This is a genomic window from Pseudomonas sp. 21, assembly GCF_000955805.1.
In the GTDB taxonomy this organism is placed as follows: domain Bacteria; phylum Pseudomonadota; class Gammaproteobacteria; order Pseudomonadales; family Pseudomonadaceae; genus Pseudomonas.
The window spans coordinates 558,826-571,743 of the sequence record NZ_JYOA01000007.1 but is presented as its reverse complement, the minus strand read 5'-3'; the positions used below and the strand labels follow the sequence as shown (position 1 = coordinate 571,743).

Annotated in this window: 12 protein-coding genes; 7 read left to right on the top strand and 5 right to left on the bottom strand. The window is 66.9% G+C overall.

What is annotated here, in order from left to right; genetic code table 11:
- The first annotated feature begins 35 nt into the window (after positions 1–35).
- Positions 36–857 carry a shikimate dehydrogenase gene (aroE, locus tag UB43_RS18195; RefSeq protein ID WP_045213658.1) on the top strand — a complete coding sequence of 274 codons (822 nt, stop codon included), beginning with the start codon at positions 36–38 and terminating at the stop codon, positions 855–857.
- Between the two features lie 122 nt (positions 858–979).
- On the opposite strand, the gene UB43_RS18190 is transcribed toward aroE, so the two are convergent.
- The 3 genes from UB43_RS18190 to betC are packed head-to-tail and all read right to left on the bottom strand — an operon-like array spanning position 980 to position 5,030.
- Positions 980–2,539, bottom strand: a complete 1,560-nt coding sequence (locus tag UB43_RS18190; RefSeq protein WP_045213656.1) for a SulP family inorganic anion transporter — start codon at positions 2,537–2,539, stop codon at positions 980–982.
- 7 nt (positions 2,540–2,546) lie between these two features.
- Complete coding sequence (locus UB43_RS18185; protein ID WP_045213654.1) at positions 2,547–3,482, bottom strand: choline ABC transporter substrate-binding protein; 936 nt, start codon at positions 3,480–3,482, stop codon at positions 2,547–2,549.
- 33 nt (positions 3,483–3,515) lie between these two features.
- A complete protein-coding gene (gene betC / locus UB43_RS18180) occupies positions 3,516–5,030 on the bottom strand; it encodes a choline-sulfatase (protein ID WP_045213651.1) in 1,515 nt (504 codons plus the stop codon).
- A 129-nt stretch (positions 5,031–5,159) separates the two neighbouring features.
- Here betC and UB43_RS18175 point away from each other — a divergent pair, with 129 nt between their 5' ends.
- The 5 genes from UB43_RS18175 to UB43_RS18155 all read left to right on the top strand — a co-directional run bounded on the left by UB43_RS18175 (position 5,160) and on the right by UB43_RS18155 (position 10,683).
- Positions 5,160–6,056 carry a LysR family transcriptional regulator gene (locus tag UB43_RS18175; RefSeq protein WP_045213648.1) on the top strand — a complete coding sequence of 299 codons (897 nt, stop codon included), beginning with the start codon at positions 5,160–5,162 and terminating at the stop codon, positions 6,054–6,056.
- Positions 6,053–6,385 (top strand): DOPA 4,5-dioxygenase family protein, encoded by a 333-nt coding sequence (locus tag UB43_RS18170; protein ID WP_045213646.1) that lies wholly within the window; start codon positions 6,053–6,055, stop codon positions 6,383–6,385. The genes UB43_RS18175 and UB43_RS18170 overlap by 4 nt, the downstream gene beginning before the upstream one ends.
- Before the next feature lie 103 nt (positions 6,386–6,488).
- The gene (locus UB43_RS18165; RefSeq protein WP_045213643.1) at positions 6,489–7,010 is read left to right on the top strand and encodes a sigma-70 family RNA polymerase sigma factor; all 522 of its coding nucleotides are present in this window, start codon (positions 6,489–6,491) and stop codon (positions 7,008–7,010) included.
- Positions 7,007–7,945 carry a FecR family protein gene (locus UB43_RS18160; RefSeq protein ID WP_045213641.1) on the top strand — a complete coding sequence of 313 codons (939 nt, stop codon included), beginning with the start codon at positions 7,007–7,009 and terminating at the stop codon, positions 7,943–7,945. The genes UB43_RS18165 and UB43_RS18160 overlap by 4 nt, the downstream gene beginning before the upstream one ends.
- Before the next feature lie 353 nt (positions 7,946–8,298).
- Positions 8,299–10,683 (top strand): TonB-dependent receptor, encoded by a 2,385-nt coding sequence (locus tag UB43_RS18155; protein WP_045213639.1) that lies wholly within the window; start codon positions 8,299–8,301, stop codon positions 10,681–10,683.
- Positions 10,684–10,697: 14 nt separating this feature from the next.
- Here the strand turns inward: UB43_RS18155 and UB43_RS18150 are convergent, their stop codons facing one another.
- Positions 10,698–11,015 carry a putative quinol monooxygenase gene (locus UB43_RS18150; protein WP_045213636.1) on the bottom strand — a complete coding sequence of 106 codons (318 nt, stop codon included), beginning with the start codon at positions 11,013–11,015 and terminating at the stop codon, positions 10,698–10,700.
- Between the two features lie 311 nt (positions 11,016–11,326).
- Between UB43_RS18150 and UB43_RS18145 the strand changes: the two genes are divergently transcribed.
- Complete coding sequence (locus UB43_RS18145; protein WP_045213635.1) at positions 11,327–12,268, top strand: AraC family transcriptional regulator; 942 nt, start codon at positions 11,327–11,329, stop codon at positions 12,266–12,268.
- Between the two features lie 119 nt (positions 12,269–12,387).
- Here the strand turns inward: UB43_RS18145 and UB43_RS18140 are convergent, their stop codons facing one another.
- Entirely contained in the window at positions 12,388–12,774 is a 387-nt protein-coding gene (locus UB43_RS18140; protein ID WP_045213632.1) for a VOC family protein, read from the bottom strand.
- Between the last annotated feature and the right edge of the window lie 144 nt (positions 12,775–12,918).

Genomic DNA, 12,918 nt, shown 5'->3' with positions numbered 1-12,918 from the left:
CTGCCCTTTCCAATCTTCTCGCTCCAGGACTTCCCATGGACCGCTACTGCGTCTTCGGCAACCCCATCGGCCACAGCAAGTCGCCGCAGATCCACCGCCTGTTCGCCGAGCAGACCGGCCAGGCACTGAGCTATGACGCGCGGCTGGCCCCGCTGGACGACTTCGCCGGGAACGCCCGTGAATTCTTTGCCGAGGGACTGGGCGGCAACGTCACCGTGCCCTTCAAGGAAGACGCCTATCGCCTGGCCACCGAGCTGAGCGAACGCGCGCGTCGGGCCGGTGCGGTGAATACCCTGAAGAAGCTCGAAGGCGGCGGATTGCTGGGCGACAACACCGACGGCGCCGGGCTGACCCGCGACCTGACGGTGAATCACGGCGTCGTCCTGCGCGGTGCGCGCATCCTGGTGCTGGGTGCGGGTGGTGCGGTGCGCGGCATTCTCGAACCCTTCCTCGCCGAGCAGCCGGCCTGCATCGTGATTGCCAACCGTACGGCGTCCAAGGCCGAACTGCTGGCCAGCGAGTTCAAGGACCTGGGTAATGTGCGCGGCGGGGGATTCGATCTGCGCGACGAGCCCTTCGACCTGATCGTCAACGGCACCTCGGCGTCCCTGGCCGGCGAGCTGCCGCCCATCGACCCTGCGCTGCTCCAGCCGGGACTCACCGTCTGCTACGACATGATGTACGGCAAGGACGTTACCGCCTTCAACCGCTGGGCCGCCGAGCATGGCGCCGCGCGCTGCATCGATGGGTTGGGCATGCTGGTCGAGCAGGCGGCGGAAGCGTTCCTGCTTTGGCGCGGCGTACGGCCGGACTCGGCGCCGGTGCTGGAAGAATTGCGCCGGCAGCTCAAGGGCTGAGCGCTCGGCAGGGCGTGCGATCACTTGTAGGAGCGAGCTTGCTCGCGAACCAACGCCCAGCAGCGAAGTCGCCTGGAGAATCTGTTCGCGAGCAAGCTCGCTCCTACCGTTGAAGCCCGGCGCTATTCCTCCACCTGCAAAGCCCCGCCCTTCCCCATCTGCTTCTCCAACTCCGCGCGCACCCGCGGCCGCGCATTGCGCAGGACCAGGCTGCGGCCTTCGCTGGCTAGGCGGCGGGCTTCCTGCTGGAGCATCTGCGCGCCGGCGAAATCGATGAAGTTGACGTGGTGGGCGTCCAGCACCAGGCGCTCGCCGCGGCTGTGCTGCATCAGTTTCTGCAGGTAGTCGCAGGCGCCGAAGAAGATCGAGCCCTCGATGCGCAGCACTTCCTCGTCTTCGCGCGCCCACTGCTGCACACGAGGCTGCGAGGTGCGCTTGAGGTAGAAGAACAGCGAAGCCAGCACACCGGCGTAGATGGCGTTCTGCAGCGGCAGCAGCAGGGTCGCGGCGAGGGTCAGCAGCATCACCAGGGACTCGGCGCGACTGCCTTTCCACAGGGCGCGCAACGCCGGGCGATCGACCAGGTTCCAGCAGATCAGCAGGATACCGGCGGCCATCGCCGGCAGCGGGATATGGGTGATCAATCCGGCCCCCGCCACCGCCAGCAGCGCGACCCACATTGCCGAGAAGACCCCAGCCAGCGGCGTGCGCGCGCCGGCATCCTGGTTCAGCCCGGAGCGGGTGAAGGAACCGGCGGACAGCGTGCCTGAAAGCCACGGCCCGAGCAGGTTGGAAAGCCCCTGGGCGCGCACTTCCTGGTTGGCGTCCAGCGCCTGGTGCGAGCGCGCGGCGAGGGCGCGGGCGATGGACAGGCTGGTGACCAGCCCGAGCATGCCGCAGGCGACGGCGGCGGGGAGCAACTGGGCGATGGCGGACAGATCGAAAGACAACGGGCTGAGCGGCGGCAGTGCGCTGCGGAAGGCGGCTACCCTGGCGACGCCGGCAAAGGTCGCGGGCATCGCCCAGACCAGCGCGCTGGCGCCGAACAGGCCGACCAGCAGCGCCGGTCCGCGCCGCCACAGGTGCTTCACCAGCAGGCTCAGCGCGAGGCTGAACAGGCCCACCAGCAGCGACGGCCCATGGAACTGCGGCAGCTTCCACCAGAGCGCAGCGGCGCTGGTCAGCGCCGTGCCCTGTCCGCTCACGGTAATTCCGAGCAGATAGGGCAACTGGCCAATGATGATCACCAGCGCGGCGCCGCAGGTGAAGCCCAGCAGCACCGAGTGCGAAACGAAGTTCACCAGCACGCCGAATCGCAGCATCCCCAACAGCCACTGGAACAGCCCGGCGAGGAAGGTCAGCAGCAGCGCGTACTGGATGAACGGCGCGCTGCCCGGCGGCGCCAGCGGCGCGATGGCGGTGAACAGCACCACCGAGATCGCCGCCGTCGGCCCGCCGACCATGTGCCTCGACGAACCCCACAGACAGGCGATCAGCACCGGCAGCATCGCCGCGTAGAGCCCGTACTCCGCTGGCAGCCCGGCGATCAGCGCGTAGGCCATGGACTGCGGCAGGGCGAGCACCGCACCGGACAGGCCGACACCCAGGTCACGGCGCACATCGCGCCCCGTGACCTGCGGCAGCCAGGCGAGGAAGGGCAGCAGGCGGATCCGGCGCTCCATCGATGGCCTACAGCTTCGCCTTCACGGCGGCCAGTGCATCGCCGCCGTCGCGGGTCTTCACGCCCTCGAGCCAGGTGTCGAGGCTCTGTGGATTGGCCTTGATCCAGGCCTTCACCGCGTCAGGATTCTTCACGCTCTTCTCCAGCACCTCGGCCATGATGGCGTTCTCCATCTTCAGGTCGAAGGACAGGTTGGCCAGCAGCTTGCCGCTGTTCGGGCACTGCTCGGTGTAGCCGTTGCGGGTGACGGTGAACACGCTGCCGGTGCTGCCGAAGTATTTCTCGCCGCCGGTGAGGTACTTCATGTCGACCTTCACGTTCATCGGATGCGGCGTCCAGCCGAGGAACACCACCCAGCGATCACGCTTCACCGCGCGGCCCACCTCGGCGAGCATTGCCTGTTCGCTGGATTCCACCAGCTTCCAGTCGCCCAGGCCGAATTCGTCGCCGCTGATCATCTTCTGGATCGACTGGTTGGCCGGCGCGCCGGAGCCGATGCCGTAGATCTTCCTGTTGAACTGGTCGGCATGCTGGTCCAGGTCGGCGAAGGTCTTCACCCCGGCGTCCCACACGTAGGTCGGCACGGCCAGGGTGAACTCGGTGCCCTGCAGGTTCTTCGCCAGCTGGGTGACCTGCTTGCTGGCGATGAACTGGTCATGGAAGCTCTGTTGCGCCGGCATCCAGTTGCCGAGGAAGGCGTCCACCTGGCCGTCGCGCAGGCCGCCATAGGTGATCGGCACCGAAAGGGTGTCGATCTTCACCTGGTAGCCCAGGCCTTCGAGCAGGAAGGCGGCGATGCCGTTGGTGACGGCGATGTCGGTCCAACCCGGATCGGCCAGTTTCACCGTACTGCAGGCTTCATCTTCGGCCCGGGCCAGCGGACCGCCCAGCGCGAGTGCGCCGGCCAGCAACAGCGTCGATGCTCTTCGTACGGTGTTCTTCATGCTCCCTTCCCCTTCGGCTTGTTGTGGTTGTTGTCACGGTTGCGGATAGCGGGCGCGGCGCTCCAGATCGTCGAGGTCGATGTGATTGCGCATGTACTGCTGGCTGGCGTCGACCAGGGGCTGGTGGTCCCAGCTTTTCAGCGTGCCGTGGGTCAGCGCGTCGGCTACCAGTCGGCGGCGGCGCTGGCTGGCGAGCACCTGCCGGGTGATGGCCGGAATATCCCAGCGCGCGCGCGCCTCACCCAGCAGGTCGCGTACCAGGTTGGCGTGGGCCGGAGAATCCATGAGGTTTTCCAGCTCGCGCGGATCGCTGGCGACGTTGAACAGCAGGCACGGGTCCTGCTCGGAATAGACGAACTTGAAGTCGCCACGGCGGATCATCATCAGTGGGCTGACGGTGCCTTCGGCGGTGTATTCGCCGATCACCTCGTCGTGGCCGCCGGTGCCCTGCAAGTGCGGCAGCAGCGAGCGGCCATCGAGATCGACGCCGGGCTCGAGCTGCCCGCCGGCCAGCTCGACGAGGGTCGGCAGCAGGTCGACGGTGGACACCGACTGGCTGACCCGATGCGGGGCGAAACGCCTGGGCGCGTGCACCAGCAGCGGCACGCGGGCGGCCATCTCGAACCAGTGCATCTTGTACCAGAGGCCGCGCTCGCCGAGCATGTCGCCGTGGTCGCCGGAGAACACGATCAGGGTGTCTTCGCCGAGGCCGCAATCCTCCAGGGTGCGCAGCAGCGCGCCGATCTGCGCGTCCACGTAGCTGCACGCGCCGAAGTAGGCGCGGCGCGCCGCGCGGATTTTCTCTTCGGGCATTTCCTCGCCCCACAGGTCGATCACCTTCAGCAGCCGCTGGGAATGCGGGTCCTGCTCGCCCTGGGCGATCTGCACGGCAGGCAGCGGGATGTCCTCGTCGCGGTACAGGTCCCAGTATTCGCGCGGAATGGTGTAGGGGTCGTGCGGATGGGTCATGGACACGGTGAGGCAGAACGGTTGCTCGGCGTGTTCGCGAACGTGGTCATAGAGGTACTGGCGCGCCTTGAACACCACTTCCTCGTCGAAATCGAGCTGGTTGGTGCGCACGCACGGGCCGGCCTGCAGTACCGAGGACATGTTGTGGTACCAGCTCGGGCGCACGTCCGGCTCGTCCCAGTTCACCGCCCAGCCGTAGTCGGCGGGGTAGATGTCGCTGGTCAGGCGTTCCTCGTAGCCATGCAGCTGGTCCGGGCCGCAGAAGTGCATCTTGCCGGAGAGAGCGGTGCGGTAGCCCAGGCGGCGCAGGTAGTGCGCGTAGGTGGGGATGTCGGCAGCGAAGTCGGCGGCGTTGTCCCAGGCGCCGATCTTCGTCGGCAGCTGGCCGCTGACCAGGGTGAAGCGCGACGGCGCGCAGAGCGGGCTGTTGCAGTAGGCCGAGTCGAACACCACGCCTTCACCGGCGAGGCGCGAGAGGTTGGGCAGCTTGATGGGCGACTGGGCGTCGTAGAAAGGCAGGAGCGGCGCGGCCATCTGGTCGGCCATGATGAAGAGGATGTTCGGGCGCTGGCGCTTCATGGCGTTGGGCTTATCCTGCTGGCGCTGTTATGGGATGCTGTGCGGTATGAGTCTGTTGGCTGCTGGATACGGGGTAAAGCGCATGGCGCGGCATGCTTCGGATAACACATGCTTATGTGAAGTGCTGCGATGAGCGTGCCGCTGGAATTGCTCCGCGTGTTCGAGTCCGCTGCTCGCCTGCTGAGCTTCACCGCCGCTGCCGGCGAGCTGGGCACCACCCAGCCGGCGGTCAGCCAGCAGATCAAGCGCCTGGAGAAGCTCCTCGCCGTGCGCCTGTTCGACCGCATCCACCGGGGCATCGCCCTCACCGAAAGCGGGCAGGTGCTGCAGCAGCACGTTCAGGCCGGGTTGGAGAGCATCGACGCCGGCATTGCCGCGGTCACCGCGAAGCATCCCCACGAGGTGCTGCAGGTCGCCACCGACTTCGCCTTCGCTGCGTACTGGCTGATGCCGCGCCTGCCTCGCTTCCGCCAGGCGCATCCGGAACTGGACGTCGGCCTGATCAGCAGCGACCGCAGCCCGATTTCCCTGCGCAGCGACATCGACGTGGCCATCGCCTTCGGCGACGGGCGCTTCAAGCATGGCGAGGCGTTGCGCCTGTTCAGCGAGGAAGTCTTCCCGGTGTGCAGCCCGCGCCTGCTCGAAGGCCGCGAGCTGCCGCTATCGCCCCAGGCACTCACCGAATTGCCGCTGCTGCACCTCAAGCCGGAGGCCTCCAGCCGCTGGTTCGACTGGGGCGGCGTGTACCGCGCGCTGGGCATCGACGGCGCACCGGCCCCTGCCGGGCTGCGTTTCGACAACTACACCCTGCTGGTGCAGGCAGCCATCGCCGGGCAGGGCGTGGCTATTGGCTGGCGGCACCTGGTCGACGAATTGCTGGAACAGGGGTTACTGTGCCGACCCATCGCCGGATCGCAGCAATCGCGCTTCGGTTATTACGCCGTGCTGCCCGAGCGCAAACGGCGGATGCGCCTGGTGCAGCGATTCGTCGACTGGCTGCAGGCGGAACTGGAGCAGGACCGATGACCGAGATTCAGGACTTCCACGCCCACGTCTATTTTGACGCCGGCAGCATCGAGCGCGCCCGCGCGCTGTGCGAGGAGGCGGCACGCCGCTTCGGCGCAAAGATGGGCCGCGTGCATGAGCGGCCGGTCGGCCCGCACCCGGACTGGAGCTGCCAGCTGGCCTTCGACAACGCCACCTTCGCCACCCTGGTGCCCTGGTTGGCGCTGAACCGCGACGGCCTGGTGGTCTTCGTCCACCCCAACACCGGCGATGACCTGCGTGATCACCGCGACCACGGCCTATGGATGGGCGAAGTGCGGCCGCTGGACCTCTCGCAGTTCACGAGCTGACACTTTTTTGCATTCGATAATAATTCTCGATTCGGTGTATGCTGCCCACCCTTCGTATCGGCCTGACAGACGTTGGCCGGTTTACCAGGGTATTTCGGCCATCATGCGGCGCTTCGCCTCCTCCTCCCTGCTGCAGAGCTTCCAGGCGCATTACGCGGACCTGATGCGCTTCCTTGCGCGGCGATTGGGCGACAACCAGCGCGCGGCGGACGTGGCCCAGGACACCTGGCTGCGCCTGGCCGACCACCCGGCCGAAGCCGAGGTGCAGGACCCGCGCGCTTATCTGTTCCGCGTGGCCGGCAATATCGCCATCGACAACCTGCGCCGCGAGGGCCGGCTGGCCGAGCTGCATGTCGACGAAACCGCCGCCAACGATCTCAGCGATCCCGCGTCCGGGCTGGAGCACCGCCTGCTCGCCCATGAGGCGCTGGAACATCTGGACGCCGCCCTCGACCAGTTGCCGTCCAAGGCCCGCGAGGCGCTGCTGATGAACCGCCTCGACGGCCTCACCCACGCGCAGATCGCCCAGCGCCTGGGCGTGTCCGAGAGCATGGTGGGCAAGTACATCGTCCAGGCCATGCGCCATTGCCGCGACTGGGCGCAGCGCCAGGAGGGCACGCCATGAGCCGCGTGGAGCTGTCCCCCTCCGACGAAGCCATCGAGCGCCTGGTGCAGCTGCACTCGGGCAGTGCCGGCGCCGCTGAGCGCATGGAGTTCCTGCGGTGGCGCGGGCAGAGCCCGGAGCACGAGCGCGCCGCCCGCGAGGCCGAGGCGCTGTGGGGTGCCTTGCCGGAAACCCGCACTGCCGAGGATTACCGCCGCCGAGCTCGAAGTCCGCGCCGCTGGCTGGCGCTGGCCGCGGCGGCCTGTGTCGCAGTAATTGCCGTCACCATCGCCCTGCCCGAGCCGCTGGCCGGCCTGTATTCCGACTACGCGACCCGCACCGGCGAGCGGCGGATGCTGGAGCTGGCCGATGGCAGCCGCGTGTGGCTGAACAGCGACAGCGCCTTGTCCGTCGACTTCAGCCCGCAGCAGCGGCGCCTGCGCCTGCATGGCGGCGAGGCGTTGTTCGAGGTGGCCAAGGACCCGTCGCGGCCCTTCATCGTCGAAGCCAGGGGCGGCGAAGTGCGCGCCGTGGGTACGCGCTTCGATGTCGACAGCCGTGGGCCGCAGGTGCGTGTGGACGTGAGCGAGGGCGTGGTGCAGGTGAACAGCGCCGGCAGCGCGCCGGTGCGGCTGACCGCCGGCGAGCGCCTGAGCTACCGCGACAGCGCCGCGCCCGAGCCGGCGCAGCCGTTGGACCTGTCCAGCGCCAGTGCCTGGCAGCGCGGCAAGCTGATCTTCAACCAGCGCCCATTGGGCGAGGTGCTCGATGAACTGGAGCGCTACGTGCCCGGCCGCATCGTGCTGACCGACAGCGCGCTGCGCCAGCACAAGGTCAGTGGCGTCTTCGACCTGCAGGACCCCGGCGCCTTGCTCAAGACGCTGGAGCGGTTGCAGCCGGTGACGGTCACCCACCTGCCCTGGCTGGTGCTGATCCGTCCCGCCCCGAAAGCCTGACGTAGCGCTTTTCGTAGGAGCGAGCNTGCTCGCGAACCGCCCAACCGCAGAGCCGCCGGGAAATCCGTTCGCGAGCAAGCTCGCTCCTACAAAGGACGCCTTGCCCTATGCCGGGCAGAGCCGTAGGGCGAATAACGCCCAGGCGTTATCCGCCGTCCTCACCGTACCGGCGGATGAATCGTTCCGCTTCATCCGCCCTACGAGAGTCCACGTGGGTTTCGATGCTTTGCGCAAGGAAATGAAAATATTTTTCATTCAGCACTGCAAGGTTTGCATGACCGTTTCGTCGTAGGCAGGAACGCGAAAAATTCTCAATACGCGACCCTGCCCACACAAGAACGGATTTCACCCGCATGCATTACCGTCCTTCCCCGCTGCACCGCGCGATCCTGCTCGCTTCCCTGCTCGGCGCCGCTGCGCCCGTCGTCCACGCCGCAAACTCGGCCGCCGTCGAGCTGCATATCGCCCCACGCAGCCTGGACAGCGCGCTGACCCAGTTCGCCGACCAGGCCGGGCTGCACCTGCTGTTCAATTCCGAGGACATCCAGGGCCTGCAGAGCGAAGGGCTGGACGGTACCTACAGCACCGAAGAGGCGCTCAACCAGTTGCTCTCCGGCAGCGGCGTGAGCTGGCGCTTCACCGATGAGCGCACCGTGCTGCTCAAGCGCGAGAAGGACGATTCCGCGGCCCTGAGCCTGGCGCCGATGCAGATCAGCGTGGCAGCGCGCACACCCACCGATATCAGCTCGATCCCCGGCACCGTCTGGGTGGTCGACCAGACCCAGCTGCGCGAACAGCTGGATACCGGCGTCAGCCTGAAGGAAGCCGTGGGCAAACTGGTTCCCGGCCTCGACCTGGCACCCGAGGGCCGCACCAACTACGGCCAGAACATGCGCGGGCGCAACGTGCTGGTGATGATCGACGGCGTCAGCCAGAACAGCTCGCGCGGCCTGTCGCGCCAGTTCGACAGCATCTCGCCGTTCAACGTCGAGCGCATAGAAGTGCTCTCCGGCGCCAGCGCGATCTACGGCGGCGGCGCCACCGGCGGCATCATCAACATCATCACCAAGAAAGGCGCCGCCGGTGATGCGCGCTTCGAGACGCAACTGGGCGCCACCAGCGGCTTCAACAACAGCGATGACCTCTCGACCCGCGCCGCGCAGTCCATCAGCGGCGGCAACGACCGTGTCGTGGGCCGCCTGGGCGTCTCGGCGGAGAAGAACGAGGCCTTCTACGACGGTGGCGGCAACCAGATCTTCATCGACAACACGCAGACCGACCTGCAGTACAACCGCACCGTCGACGTCATGGGCAACCTCACCGCGCAGTTCACCGACGAGCAGAGCCTCGACCTGCTGGCGCAGTACTACGACTCGGGCAACGACGGCAGCACCGGCATCTACTTTCCCAACCTGAAGTACCAGGGCCCGTCGAACCTGGAGGATGCGGAAATCCGCAGCGGCCTGGACACCGACCTGGAGCCGCGCTCGCGCCGCGTGCTGCTCAACGCCAACTACCACCACAGCAACCTGCTGGAGCAGGACTTCTACCTGCAGGCGTACTACCGCAAGGAAGACGACAACTTCTACCCCTTCCCCTACTACAACACCGGCAAGCCGACCGGTTCCAAGGGCGTGTACTTCGCCGGCTCGCAGCAGAACTTCGAGGTCAGCGGCCTCAAGGGTCTGTTCAGCAAGCAGTGGGATGCGTTCAAGTTCACCTATGGCGTGGACTTCGACCACGAGCGCTTCAACGCCGAGCAGAAGGTCTTCGACCAGCGCCTGTCCTCCGAGAGCGGTGGCCTGGACCTGGAAACCGCCAGCAGCGCGCCGCGCTACCCGAGCTACATCGTCGATGGCCTGTCCTTCTACGGCCAGCTGGACTGGAAGGCCACCGACAACCTGACTATCTCCGGTGGCGCCCGCCACCAGAAGATGGACGTCGAGGTGGACGACTTCAAAGGCGTGCCCGGCGGCAGCAACGACTACCAGGTCAACCTGTTCAACCTCGGCGCGATCTATGACTTCAAGAACGGCCACCAGGTCTGGACCAACTACAGCGAAGGCTTCGACCTGCCCGACCCGGCCAAGTACTACGGCAAGGCTGGGCTGTCGGTGGACGACAACCCGCTGGCCGGCATCAAGAGCCGCCAGGTCGAGACCGGCTGGCGCTACAGCGATATGCAGTGGCAGGCGCAGGCGGCGGTCTACTACATCTGGTCGGACAAGATCATCACCACCGATGCGGCGACCCTGACCATCGACGTGGAAGACCAGAAGAGCCGCGACTTCGGCTTCGAAGGCGCGGTCACCCGCTACTTCGACAACGGCTGGCAGGGCGGTACCACGCTGCACCTGGTGCGTTCGGAAGAAGAGGATGCCGACGGCGACTGGATCAAGCGCGATGCGCGCTATGCGTCGCTGTCCAAGTCCACCGCGTTCGTCGGCTGGGGCGATGGCGAGCGCAGCGCCCGCCTGCAGGCACAGCACGCGTTCAACCTGAAGGACGATGCGGACCATGAGATCGATGGCTACACCACCTTCGACCTGATGGGCGAGCAGAAGACCGGCTTCGGCACCTTCAGCGCCGGTATCCAGAACCTGCTGGACAAGCAGTACAGCACCGTCTGGGGCCAGCGCGCGGCGCTGTTCTATTCGCCGACCTACGGGCCGGCCTATCTCTATGACTACCAGGGCCGCGGCCGCACCTTCACCCTGGGCTGGAGCCTGGAGTATTGAGGGCCTGAAAAGACTCAGGCCACCTTTCCGGTGGCCTGATCGAGGGTTTCCACTATGCCGCCGCCAAGGCTTCGGCAGTGGCATAACAGCACTTCGCCGAGCAGCTGCAAGGAGGGCGTGGCGAAGTAGTCCAGCAGGGCGTCTTCGTCTTTCCAGCTGCCTTGCAGCAGCCACGGCTGGCCGTTCTCACGGGCGACCAATTGGCAGCGCAGGCACCCCGGCGCGCGGCGTGCACCGTCGACCAGGTTGTCGATCAGGGCGCCGAGTTCCGCCTCGTGTCCCGCCCGGGGGTGGATCTGCAATTCGTGTTCGATGGGGGTTTGCCAGTGCATGTCCTGTCCTCCGCGTTACAGGAAGAAGTCCGAAGTGGCTCCTCGGACGACTGACAGGAAGAGTACGGCCCCGCCAGGCCCGGGCGTTATCCGGATGCTGTCGGCTTCTTGCCTGATCCTGCGTGGCATTCGCCGCAGTCTGAAACCGGGTATTTCCGTCCCCTGCACCGCCACGGTGCGCGACCCGATGACGGGATGACTTGTCCATTCCTGCCGATTGCTTGCCTGATCCTCCAGCGGCTGCCTTACTGTCACACGCGCGCATGCGCCGTGGGCGTAAGCTTCGTGCGCCGCCACTGGAGGTCCTGTGCATGTCCCAGTCCGTTCCCGCCTTTGATCCCATCGCCGCCGGCCGCCAGGAGCTGGCCGACATCATCCAGCGCCACTGCCAGGGTGAAGGTCTCTTCGAAACCGCCATCGATTCCCTGCTGGTCGCCCGCGGGGACTGCCCCAACGAAGGCCGCATGCCGACGCTCTACCGCCCGGCCCTGTGCGTGATCGCCCAGGGTTGCAAGGAAGTGCGCCTGGGCAGTGAGGTGTATCGCTACGACGAGCTCAACCTGCTGGTGGTGTCGGTGACACTGCCGGTCTCCGGCCAGGTCATCGAGGCCTCGCCGGACAAGCCCTACCTGTCCATCCGCCTGGACATCGACCCGGGCGAGCTGACCCGGCTGATCGCCGAGGCCGGCCTTGCCGGCAGCGCGCCGCGCCCGGCCAGCCGGGGCATCTACCTGCAGCGTGTGGATTGCACCGTGCTCGATGCCCTGCTACGGCTGATGCGCCTGCTGGACACCCCGCGCGACATCGAGATGCTGGCGCCGCTGTTCGTCCGCGAAATCCTCTACCGCCTGCTGCGCGGCCCGCAGGGCCACCTGCTGCACGACCTGGCGATGACCGACAGCCAGACCCACCGCGTCACCCGCGCCATCGAATGGCTCAACCGCAATTACGACAAGTCCCTGCGCATCGAGGACCTGGCCCGCGAGGTGAACCTCAGCGTGTCCACCCTGCACCACCGCTTCAAGGAAGTGACCGCGCTGAGCCCGCTGCAGTACCAGAAGCAGTTGCGCCTGCAGGAAGCCCGGCGCCTGATGCTCTCGGAAGGGCTGGAAGTGGCGGTGGCCGGGCACCGCGTCGGCTACGAGAGCCCGTCACAGTTCAGCCGCGAATACAGCCGCCTGTTCGGCGCGCCGCCGCTGCGCGACCTGGCGAGCCTGCGCGGGGCGCTGGGCAGCGAGGCCGTGCCGGCCTGAATTGGTAGGAGCGAGCTTGCTCGCGAACGCTTTCGCCGGCAGCTCCGATACTGGGCGGGTTCGCGAGCAAGCTCGCTCCTGCAGGCGCCTGGTTACCCGTAAGGTGCCGGGCCAGGCAATCAGCGCTCGTAAAGCTCCAGCGGCAGGTCGTCCGGATCGGCGAAGAAGGTGAAGCGCTTGCCGGTCAGTTCGTCCTCGCGGATCGGCTCGCAGGCCACGCCGTGACTCTCCAGGTGCGCGACAGCGACCTCCAGGTTCTCCACGGCGAAGGCCAGGTGGCGCAGCCCCTGTGCCTCCGGATAGGACGGTCGCGCCGGCGCGCCGGGGAAGGAGAACAGCTCCAGCCGCGCGTCGCCCAGTTCCAGGTCGAGCTTCCAGGAGTCGCGGGCGGTGCGGTAGGTCTCGGCGACCACTTTCAGGCCCAGCACCTGGGTGTAGAAGTGCCTGGAGCGCGGGTAGTCCGAGCAGATCAGGGCGACGTGATGGAGGCTGTGCAGCAGGGCCATGGGCGGTTCTTCCCGGTGGGTCGGAGCGCTCTATCCTGACAGCCGTGCCCCGGCGGTCAATGCTGGCGCTGTGAAGTGGATCGTCAACGGTGCTGGAGTGATGGCAGTGCGCCTGCTAGCATCCCGCCGCCCACTCCCATAAAC

What these genes read in the sequence shown, in the direction of transcription:
- aroE (WP_045213658.1), top strand. Translation starts at nt 36, where the DNA reads ATGGACCGCTACTGCGTCTTCGGCAACCCCATCGGCCACAGCAAGTCG.
- UB43_RS18190 (WP_045213656.1), bottom strand. Translation starts at nt 2,539, where the DNA reads ATGGAGCGCCGGATCCGCCTGCTGCCCTTCCTCGCCTGGCTGCCGCAG.
- UB43_RS18185 (WP_045213654.1), bottom strand. Translation starts at nt 3,482, where the DNA reads ATGAAGAACACCGTACGAAGAGCATCGACGCTGTTGCTGGCCGGCGCA.
- betC (WP_045213651.1), bottom strand. Translation starts at nt 5,030, where the DNA reads ATGAAGCGCCAGCGCCCGAACATCCTCTTCATCATGGCCGACCAGATG.
- UB43_RS18175 (WP_045213648.1), top strand. Translation starts at nt 5,160, where the DNA reads ATGAGCGTGCCGCTGGAATTGCTCCGCGTGTTCGAGTCCGCTGCTCGC.
- UB43_RS18170 (WP_045213646.1), top strand. Translation starts at nt 6,053, where the DNA reads ATGACCGAGATTCAGGACTTCCACGCCCACGTCTATTTTGACGCCGGC.
- UB43_RS18165 (WP_045213643.1), top strand. Translation starts at nt 6,489, where the DNA reads ATGCGGCGCTTCGCCTCCTCCTCCCTGCTGCAGAGCTTCCAGGCGCAT.
- UB43_RS18160 (WP_045213641.1), top strand. Translation starts at nt 7,007, where the DNA reads ATGAGCCGCGTGGAGCTGTCCCCCTCCGACGAAGCCATCGAGCGCCTG.
- UB43_RS18155 (WP_045213639.1), top strand. Translation starts at nt 8,299, where the DNA reads ATGCATTACCGTCCTTCCCCGCTGCACCGCGCGATCCTGCTCGCTTCC.
- UB43_RS18150 (WP_045213636.1), bottom strand. Translation starts at nt 11,015, where the DNA reads ATGCACTGGCAAACCCCCATCGAACACGAATTGCAGATCCACCCCCGG.
- UB43_RS18145 (WP_045213635.1), top strand. Translation starts at nt 11,327, where the DNA reads ATGTCCCAGTCCGTTCCCGCCTTTGATCCCATCGCCGCCGGCCGCCAG.
- UB43_RS18140 (WP_045213632.1), bottom strand. Translation starts at nt 12,774, where the DNA reads ATGGCCCTGCTGCACAGCCTCCATCACGTCGCCCTGATCTGCTCGGAC.